Source organism: Roseobacter weihaiensis (assembly GCF_020622345.1).
GTDB classification, from domain to species: Bacteria; Pseudomonadota; Alphaproteobacteria; order Rhodobacterales; family Rhodobacteraceae; genus Roseobacter; species Roseobacter weihaiensis.
The window spans coordinates 1-9,938 of record NZ_JACNMO010000049.1 but is presented as its reverse complement, the minus strand read 5'-3'; the positions used below and the strand labels follow the sequence as shown (position 1 = coordinate 9,938).

Annotated in this window: 5 protein-coding genes and 1 pseudogene; 4 read left to right on the top strand and 2 right to left on the bottom strand. The window is 53.5% G+C overall.

Annotated elements, in window-relative coordinates:
* Positions 1–685: 685 nt before the first annotated feature.
* The 4 genes from drt3a to H7847_RS26000 all read left to right on the top strand — a co-directional run bounded on the left by drt3a (position 686) and on the right by H7847_RS26000 (position 6,940).
* Positions 686–2,044: an antiviral reverse transcriptase Drt3a gene (gene drt3a / locus H7847_RS27060; protein WP_227272534.1), complete on the top strand. Its 1,359-nt coding sequence runs from the start codon at positions 686–688 to the stop codon at positions 2,042–2,044.
* Positions 2,034–4,127: an antiviral reverse transcriptase Drt3b gene (gene drt3b / locus H7847_RS26010; RefSeq protein ID WP_227272531.1), complete on the top strand. Its 2,094-nt coding sequence runs from the start codon at positions 2,034–2,036 to the stop codon at positions 4,125–4,127. Before drt3a ends, drt3b begins: the two co-directional genes overlap by 11 nt.
* Before the next feature lie 206 nt (positions 4,128–4,333).
* Complete coding sequence (locus H7847_RS26005; RefSeq protein WP_227272529.1) at positions 4,334–5,713, top strand: exonuclease domain-containing protein; 1,380 nt, start codon at positions 4,334–4,336, stop codon at positions 5,711–5,713.
* A gap of 366 nt (positions 5,714–6,079) precedes the next feature.
* Positions 6,080–6,940, top strand: coding sequence for an exonuclease domain-containing protein (locus tag H7847_RS26000; protein WP_227272527.1), 861 nt, complete (start codon positions 6,080–6,082; stop codon positions 6,938–6,940).
* 409 nt (positions 6,941–7,349) lie between these two features.
* Here H7847_RS26000 and H7847_RS25995 read toward each other — a convergent pair.
* A pseudogene (locus H7847_RS25995) lies at positions 7,350–8,546 on the bottom strand (IS91 family transposase).
* 12 nt (positions 8,547–8,558) lie between these two features.
* A complete protein-coding gene (locus tag H7847_RS25990; protein WP_227272523.1) occupies positions 8,559–9,437 on the bottom strand; it encodes a tyrosine-type recombinase/integrase in 879 nt (292 codons plus the stop codon).
* Positions 9,438–9,938: the final 501 nt, after the last annotated feature.

Below are 9,938 nucleotides of genomic sequence, written 5' to 3'. Positions count from 1 at the left end.
GCCGAGCTATGCAGGAAGAAGGCATGACCGGCGACGAAGCTCGCCTCTACCAGGACGCCTTTGAGCACTCGGAATGTGCGCGAGCTTTGGGGATGTAAATGTCGGAGAACCCAAAAAAGAGGGCGGAAAGTGTGCATTCGCCGCTTTGCAGCGAGAACTTTGAGATACCGCAAAAGCCGACCTTCAATGCCGAGCGGTCTGATCGGTCTTCTTTCGGTATGGTTTTTCAGGAGAGCTGTCATTCGCTGCGGGTCGAACGAACGTCGGCTTAGCGGAAGATGCCACTTTCAGCTTGTGTTCTTCATGCTGTAAATGCAGTAATTTTTTCGGCCTGCGGTCGATACTTCGATAACTGCCTTCGAGGGCGTCGCAACTCTTTGGAAAAACTGTCGCGAAAGGCCGCGATTTACGGGCCGGGCTCGCGAATTAGGCGGCCGACTTAATCTCCGTTGAATCCGGTTTCACACGGTTCGTTGTTGAAGGCGTCGTGGCTCATTGTGCCGAGCTTGGGCGTCATAACCAGCCTGATGATTTTGCTCACTGGCCAATGGCGCTTGTTTCCTTCACCTCAAACAACCTCGACAGAAATCTTATGTTTCACGTGCACTCGCGGTAGGCTAGGATCATAAGTGCTGCTTCCCGCAGGAGTTGCACCTGACACGAGATGAATTGAAGACATTGGCAAGTGTACGATCAAACCTTTTCCGCAGAGAACTTTCGCAGAATTACCGAGATCGAGCAAAGAAAGGGCCGGAACCCGAGCCTCAATTTCTTCCCGTCGGTGTTGGCGGCAACTGAGATCTTGAAGGATCGGATTCGCGACACGAAGGTGTTTCGGGCAAGCCATCGAGGAAAATATTCGGCTGCCGATCAAGCCATTTTCGATGGGCTCAGAAGCGATCGTGAGCGTGCTCGCGAAGCTAGAGACAACGAGTTACTGGAAAGGCTCAATGAGGTTTCCACAAAAATCTCAAATGGACGCTTCGAGTTCAACTTGATCCCGAGGAATGGACCGAACGACAAAGCGGTATATCTTTTGCCCCCCGGATCGGCAGAAAGCTACTACTCGATCAAACAGGTTTCGAGAAATTTGGAGCGGATTTACAAGGTCAAACAGGCCAATCGAAATCGCATCATCGCCCAACTCCAAGACCATCTGAATGATGGCTTCCCGTACCACATATTGCGTTTGGATGTGAGCCAATTCTACGAGTCAATCGAGCATCGTGGGTTACTGGAAAAGCTCCGATCCGATCAGCTATTAAGCGCGACTTCCATTAAAATAATCGAGAAGCTTCTTTGGACGTATGGTCTTCAGACCGGCACCCAGGGAATTGGTCTGCCACGAGGAATTGGGCTGAGCGCTTCCCTGTCGGAACTCTTCATGAGAGATTTTGACCGCAAAGTTGAAGCCCTCCAGGACGTGGTGTTCTTTGCACGTTACGTTGACGATATCGTGGTTGTCTTCTCGCCAACACTCGGCTCAGATCGCCGAGCATACAAGGGACGGGTCGTCGATCAATTGAAAGAACTGAAGCTGACGGTCAACCCTAACAAGGTCAACGAGTCACCAGAAGACCGCAGAAACTGGAACCTGACATACTTGGGGTATGAGTTCCGTTACGACACCTCAACTTCTTGCAAGACGCGATTAAGCGCGCAAAAGATGCAAAGGTATGAAAAACGGTTGGAGGCGTGCTTTATTCGATACCATCGACAACGGGCGAAGGATGCGAAGAAAGCGTATAGACTCCTTGCGAAGCGCATTCAGTATCTAACTTCAAATACTCAGCTGACACACAATAAGAGCAATGCATTCGTCGGCATCTTTTTTGGCAGTCCTCATCTAACAGATCTGCGTCAATTGCGCCTTTTAGACGGCAAGTTGACAGGACACATCTCTCGCCTCGCGCACAGTCCAAGACTTCAAGCAAAGCTTCGACAGTACTCTTTCGTGGCCGGGTATGAAGAGCGAATTTTCCGTAGGTTCCATCGACCTGGGCAGTTTGAAGAAATCACGAAGGCTTGGAACTATGGCCGATAAACGTTCGCTTCCTGCCAAGAACTCTTACCACAGACCGCTTCTTTCGGACACGCTGCCATTCGAAGTGCCACCGACGTTTGGCAATGGCGGCTTCTTCGATTTCGTCACGCGCTACAACGTTCGTCTCAGGATGCAAGGGGGAGAGACACTCGTTGTTTGGGAGTCCTCTTCCTCCAAGGTCGACGAAGCAATTTCCGTACTCTTCGATACTGCCGACACGCCAACCCTAATGCCGACCAACGCTATGATCCGTAGAAACGGCAAAACCATAGTCGAACGGTCTTGGCGACTTAGCGATGGAGCGTTGAGAACCATCCCATTTGGTTTCAATATTGCACACAAGGACCGTGAATTCAGACGTTTGACAGTAGTGCACCCAAGAAATCAGATTGCCGTCGCAGATTTCTATGCACGGAACAGCGCGCAAATAATCAAATTCACTGGCCTGTCCGATGTCTCTATTCGCTTCCCTGCAGCCATTTCAAAGTCTGTAAAGTACTCCGACCGCTTGTTCTCAGAGAGAAAGTCTGTTGTGCAAGACACAATCGAACAACAAACCAAGGAATATGAGAGCTTAGGCTCATACTTCACTTACCAATTTTACAGCAACATTTTTAAATTTTATGAACACTATAAGTACCTAAATGCTGAGAAGAAGTTTGATTATCTTCTACGCTTAGATATCTCCAAGTGCTTTGACAGTATTTACACACATTCACTTCCATGGAGCACCCTTGGTCTCACTGCGTGTAAAGATCATCTTAAACGTTCAAAAAGGACTTTCGGTGGTCGATTTGATCGTCTGCTCCAGGAAATGAACCAAGGAGAAACCAATGGTATTGTGATCGGACCCGAGTTCTCACGTATATTTGCTGAGATCATCCTGCAGAGAGCGGACCGTACTTTCCTCAAAAAAATGTCTGAAGATCATGGTTTGAAGCATAGATCAGACTTCCAAGCCTTTAGATATGTTGATGACTACTTCATCTTTTGCACTAGCGACGTAGATCCAAATATCGTCGAAAAGACCCTTGGCTTAGTGCTTCGTGAGATGAAGCTTAGCATCAACTCCGGCAAGAGGGAGAAGATCGACAAGCCGATCATTACAAACCTGACAATAGCAAAAAACGCGATCCGGGAGGCACTTTCAAACAATATTGAAGTGCTGAGTACTGAGTATGAGAACCCTTCTGATCCTACTGATCCATTTCTCGTATATCATCCGAAGATTCGCGCAATGAGCCTGATAGTTGAGTTCAAGAGCATTCTTAAACGGAATGACGTGGAGTATAAAAGCATCCTGAACTACACATTCGCAGCTCTGGAAAGAAATCTTCGATCGATAATTGACAAGTTCGCAGCCTCCTCGGTGCAACATCGATCGGACAAAACCTTAATCAAAGCAATTCTTGGTATCCTTGAGTTTGCGTTTTTCATCTATGCTGCAGAGCCTCGTGTTAACATCTCGGTGCGCCTGGCTCGCCTTGTGTCTATGCTGGTCGATGAACTGCACCGCCTTGGATTGAACCGAGACCTGAAGCATCAAGTTTTTAAGTATGCATTCGACAATCTGACACGGCAGTTGAGGAAGTCTTCATCAAAGCACAACCCTAACATTGAAGTAATGTACCTCGTTCTGGCTCTACGGAAGCTTGGGCGGGACTACCTTCTTCCGGAAAGCATTCTGGCATCGTACTTTGGGTTCATCTACGATGGACGCGAGAAGAAGTATGTTGGTAGTCAGAGTTTTGACTACTTCGCTGCTACCGTACTGCTTAGTTACACTACGTCGAAAAAGAGATACTCCGGTCTGCGTACAGCGGCCGAAGCCTGCATCCTTGAGCGTTTCAACTCACGTTCAAGCTATGCACGAAGGGATTCAGAATTGGTCATGACCTACTTGGACCTGGCGACCTGTCCTTTTGTTTCAATGGCAACAAAAATGAAGCTTGCGTCGGCTTATGGCCAGTCAGTCTTCCAACTGTGGGCGCTTATTGCATGTTCGGACTACTGGTTTACCGACTGGAATGGTTTTGACTTGTCGCTGTCACTGGACAAAAAGCGAACCCGTGAAGTATATTAGGTTCAGAGCTTCGCCCAACCTAAATTGCCTGCTTTTCGAAGCTTTGCGGCACACACACAAGCTCCAAGGCTGGAAGGTCTATAGACGATTTCTAGTCAAGTTGGTGGCGGGGCGAGCCACCAACGACCATCTCTCGCTCTCCCGGAAAACTTGTTGATTTACCGGCGAAATCGACGAAGGTACTCTACTTTCTGAGGGTTGGGGTGATGGCTGTGTATGTCTTTTATGATCTAGAAACGTCTGGGACTTCGCCAGCATTCGATCAGCCGTTGCAGTTTGCTGGCATTCTGACCAATGACGAACTGGAAGAAATTGAGCGTATCGAGTTTCGGTGTCGCTTGTCTCCGCACATCTTGCCTGCTCCATGGGCCCTGGCTGTTACTGGCGTCACCCCGGATATGCTGGTCGATCCTAGCCTTCCTAGTGCGTTCGAGTTTGCGCAAGAGATAAGCAATCTGATCAGGCAGTGGGGACCTGCTACCTGGGTTGGCTACAACAGTGTTGCATTTGACGAACAAATGTTGCGCCAGATGTTTTTTCAGAACCTGCATCCCAATCCCTACCTGACCCAAGCTGATGGAAACTATCGGTTGGATATCATGAAGTTGGTCTACGCGACCTGGATTATGGCCAACGACGCTCTTAAGTGGCCAACGGATGATGCCGGTAAGGTCAGCTTCAAGCTGGACCAGCTAGCACCAGCCAACGGATTTGTTAGTGAGAATTTCCATGACGCTGTGTCTGACGTTGAAGCGACGATCTACATAGCTCAGCTGATCCGAAAACGAGCTGCAAAAGTATGGACGCAATCGCTGAAGAATAGGTCCACGAAGAATACACTGCACCTATTGGAATCTGGTCGGGTTCTGAAGCTGATCGAACGGTATGGTGTGGCCCCACCGCGGGCTTATCTGGGAGCTTTTGCAGGCCGGCACCCCGACAACCCGAATTCTGTAGCCTTTATGGACTTGGAATTGGTCGATCCGAACACCCTGGATCCGACGGATGGCGCTGCGGTTGCCGACGCTGTTAATGCTTCGCCTAAGAGGGTCCGAACCATTTCTGTCAACAACGCCCCCAACATATTTGAGGTTTCTGTTGATGATCCTGAGCTGTTTGATCGTGCTGCTGCGCTGCGCGGCATGCATGACCTGCATACGGCACTTGGAAATGCTCTAGCCGACCGATTTGCAGACCGTCCCGAGCCCGAAGAGGTCGAGCTTCAAATCTATTCCGGCTTCTTTAACAATGACGACAAAGCGAAGTTGAACCAGTTCCAAATTGCATCGTGGGCGGAAAGGATTGAGATTGCGCTGGCACTTGAGGATCGGCGACTGCAATGGCTGGCTAAAAGGCTGGTGTACCTGAACAAACCAAACCTGCTAAGCCGATCCGCTCAAGAACACTGGAAACAAATCATCGCCCGACGATGGCAGAGTGATGATCCCAAAGCTGAATGGACCACATTCTCCCGAGCCGCTCAGCAGCTATCCGAGATTTCTCAGCAGGGCGTACTTAGTGAAAATGAAGTTGGTGCACTTTCAGCGTACTTTGAACAGTTATCTAAACGCATGAAGCCGAGCTAGCATACATGCCGCCAAAACCGGAACACCCTTTGGAACACACGTCAAACGATCGGTGCGTCCGATTTCCTCGCAAAAGCATGGGTTTCTAGCAGCCTTGCGAAGGGCCTCAACTTCGGGAAGCCTTTCGATGTCAGTGTGATAGATTCAGTAGAGGGCCGGAAATCGGATCTTCCAGTTGCTAACGCTAAGCGAGTGGAACCGGACGTTCACAGCGGACGCTGTCAACAGCAGCTTTGATGAAGATCTATTGATGCGGGCCGGTGTGGAGGGTGCGGCTTGGTGCTTGGGCAGATCAACGGAGTGCGTTGTCTGACGAAACCTGCATCGTTACATTTCGAGCTAGACCAATAAGGGATAGCTGTCGCTATGAGATTCGTTGCCATCGACGTTGAAACCGCAAACGCCGACATGGCGTCCATCTGCTCAATCGGCGTCGCCACCTTCGAGAACGGTACCCTCGCGTCAGAATGGTACTCGCTTATTGACCCGGACGACTTCTTCGATCCTGTCAACATGTCGATCCACGGCATCACGGAAGGCGACGTTCAAGGCGCGCCGACCTTCAAGAAAGCCGCCGTGGACATCGAACGGTTTCTAGGGTCGCAGGTTGTTGTCACCCACACGCATTTCGATCGCGTTGCGATGCAACAAGCGGCGGGCCGCTGGGCAATTTCGACCCCGGCCTGCACCTGGCTCGACTCGGCCCGCGTCGCCCGGAGAACATGGGCGGAATGCGCGAAGTCGGGCTACGGCCTCGCGAACGTCTGCAAGATGCTCGGTTACACCTTCGAGCATCACAACGCGCTTGAGGATGCAAAAGCCGCAGGGCACGTCATGCTCGCTGCGATGCAGGAAAGCGGTCTCGATCTCGACGCGATCCAGAAACGCGTCTTGCAGCCCATCGACCCGTCGTCGAGCGGAGCCGCTGCGATCACGCGCAACGGGAACCCGGACGGCCCGCTTGCAGGTGAGGTGATCGTGTTCACGGGCGCTCTCGACATACCGCGCCGTGATGCCGCAGATCTTGCGGCTTCCGTAGGTTGCAATGTGGCGAACAGCGTCACCAAGAAGACGACCATGCTCGTCGTGGGCGATGTGGATGTGACGAAGCTCGCGGGTCGCGACAAGTCGTCGAAGCACCGGAAAGCGGAAGAACTGGTCCAAGCGGGTCAACAACTGTGCATCATCCGCGAGACCGACTTCAAGGAGTTGGTCGAGCTTTCCTGAACAGCCACACCCACGTAGCAGGTCACGTAAATCATTTTGCGGACATTGGAGCAACCGCGGCTAAGGCCCGCTCTGTCTAAGATTTTTTGATGCGGGCCAAGGCGTTAGGTTTGGTCTTGGCGGGATGGCCCGCGTTAACAAATCTGACAAGGTGGAAGCCGCGGGATACGTGCGCCTTCCTATGGGGAAAGCGCTGGTGTATGTTCCCGATGTCGGTTTGAGTTTGGGCAGGTCGTCGAGTTTTGAAGGGTCGGTTGCGCGGTCTTTTGGGTACAATCGGGCGTCTTTGTAAGTTTTTTGGCTTTGGTAAGGCTCGCGTTGCGGCGCATGGATGGGATTGAAGCAATACCTCCCTTTGACCGGCGCGTTGAGCGTCGGACCGGTGAACGAGTATGAGACGGGGTGTTCATCATGCGGCCTGCTGTCTGGGTGGCGCTCGGGTTCGGGGTGTCTGTCCGCGCCGGAAGGTCTCAACGATGCGCATCAGGCCACCACAGCAGGGGCATGGCTCGCGCAATGTGAGCGGTGGTGCTGCTTCAGCCGGTGGTTGGTCTCGTTCCGCCGATTTGATGTCTCCGAGCAGCGCGCGGATTTGTGCGACTTTCTCTTTGCGACCGGCACCCGCCAGGAACCCGTAATGGCGGATGCGATGGAAGCGGTCTGGTAGCACGTGCATCATGAAGCGGCGGATGAACTCATGTGTATTGAGCCGCATGATCCTCATGCGGTCCCCGCGCTTGACGCGGTAATCCTTCCATTTGAACGCCACGGTGCCCGCATCGGCATTGACCAGACGGTGGTTTGAGATGGCGACACGGTGGGTGTAGCGGGACAGGTAAGCCAGCACTGCCTCTGGCCCGCCAAATGGTGGCTTTGCGTACACGACCCAGTCGATCTTGCGCAGCGGAGCCAACCATTCGGCGAAGGCATCGGCAACTGCCAACGCGGTGAGCTCGCCAAAGAACCTCAGCTGTCCTGCACGATGTAGAGCGGCCAACCCTTCCAAGAACAAACGCCGGAACAGTCGCGACAACACCCGTACATGCAGAAAGAACCCGGGCTTGCATGCGACCCATCGGGTGCCATCCATGGACAGCCCGCCGCCCGGGACAATCATGTGGATATGCGGGTGATGGGTGAGCGCTGATCCCCAAGTGTGCAAGACGCTGGTCATACCGACGCGGGCCCCAAGGCGTTTGGGATCGGCGGCAATGGTCGCCACCGTTTGGGCTGATGCTTTGGACAGAAGGCCGTAGATGGAACGCTTGTTCCAGAGGGCTATCCGCGCGATCTCCGCTGGCAGCGTGAAGACCACGTGGAAATACTCGACCGGCAGCAGGTCCTCTGCGCGGGCCGCCATCCAGTCCCGCGCAGCCGGTGCCTGGCACTTCGGGCAATGGCGGTTTTTGCAGCTGTTATAGGCGATATGCTGGTGGTTGCATTTGGTGCAGGCTGCCACATGCCCGCCAAGCGCGTCGGTCCGGCAGGCCTAAATTGCCGACATCACCTTGAGCTGCGTGAGGTTCAAATGCCCCGCATTGGCCCGCCGATAGGCAGGACCGTGGGTTCGAAAGATGTCAGCAACCTCCAGCTTTGGGCGGGGCACCGCCCGTGCGCGTCACCCCGACCTTCGGTCTTGGAGCTGCGCCAGTAACTCATAGGGGCTGTCGGTGTCGCGGATCAGCTTGGTGGCGACATGGGTATATTGCGCGGTGGTGCTGAGCTTGGCATGCCCGAGCAAAACCTGGATCACCCGCACATCCGTCCCCGCCTCCAAGAGGTGGGTGGCAAAGCTGTGGCGCAATGTATGCAATGTGCTGCGCGGCGTCTTGATCCCCGCGAGATGTTTGGCGGCGCTGAAAGCGCGATGCAATTGCCGCGGTGACAGTGGGTTGATCCGGGGCTTGCCTGGAAAGAGCCAGCCATCGGGCCGCGCCTCCCGCCAATAGTCGCGCAGAAGTTCCAAAAGGCCAGGAGACAACATCACCTTGCGATCTTTGCCGCCTTTGCCCCGATCAACATGAATGAGCATCCGGTCGCTGTCGATATCGCTGACTTTGAGATTGCACACCTCAGATGCCCTCAGCCCAGTACCATAGGAAACGCTGAGCGCAGCGCGATACTTCAGCCCTGGCCCCGGCGCGACCCTGAGGATCTCGAAGACCTCTTCGGCGCTGAAGACGACCGGGAGCTTCCGCGGCTCCGTACGAAAGTGCATGCAGTCCTTAATCTCAGGGCGCTTGCACGTCGTCTCAAAAAAGAACCGCAGCCCGACAAGTCGCGCGTTATAGGTCGATGGCGTGACGTTCGTATCGACCATGTGAAGCTGATAGGCGCGCAAGTCTTCGGCCGTGGCTGTATCCGGCGACCGCCCAAGGAACTCGGCAAGGTGCCTGACTGCTCTGATGTGCGCTTTCTGGGAACTCTCGCCCAGCTCTTTAATCCGCATATCTTCGATCATCCGTGCGCGCAGCGGTGTGGTCTTGGTGTCCGCCATGGGACCCTCCTGTCTGTTGATTGAGAGACCTCAATCGTCAGACAGACACGCCCATTCCCAAAATACCGGCGCTCAGATCATTGCAATACGACAGCAATAAGCGCCCCTGCCGCGGCAGCGGCTTCGTCCCTGTCCCGCGAAGCGGATCTCTCAGCCCCTTCAGATTTCGCGATGCCAGCGAACGGCTGCTTTGGTGGGCCGCACCGCAGCGATTGGCTAGTTGAGGGAACGGCAGGTAAGGGCCGTCCTTATCGAGTGGTCGCGGCTCAAGGATTCATATCCTGCACATGCTCAGATAGTCGCAAGGAGCCCAGTGTTCCAAATGCTGCGCAGTATATCAAAGGCCGCTCGGCGATGGAATACGAGAGCATTGCTAAGCCGAAAAGGCTATCCATCGGCCAGACAGTAGCACGCCGCACCAGGCGAAAACTGAGACAACAGCAATGATCCTTTGGCCCTTCTCAAGCCTGTAAAACAGAAAGGCGTTTGCAGCCGCCAGCG

Excerpts from the sequence above, each read along its gene's own strand:
- H7847_RS26000 (WP_227272527.1), top strand. The coding sequence starts at position 6,080 with ATGAGATTCGTTGCCATCGACGTTGAAACCGCAAACGCCGACATGGCG.
- H7847_RS25990 (WP_227272523.1), bottom strand. The coding sequence starts at position 9,437 with ATGGCGGACACCAAGACCACACCGCTGCGCGCACGGATGATCGAAGAT.
- drt3b (WP_227272531.1), top strand. The coding sequence starts at position 2,034 with ATGGCCGATAAACGTTCGCTTCCTGCCAAGAACTCTTACCACAGACCG.
- H7847_RS26005 (WP_227272529.1), top strand. The coding sequence starts at position 4,334 with ATGGCTGTGTATGTCTTTTATGATCTAGAAACGTCTGGGACTTCGCCA.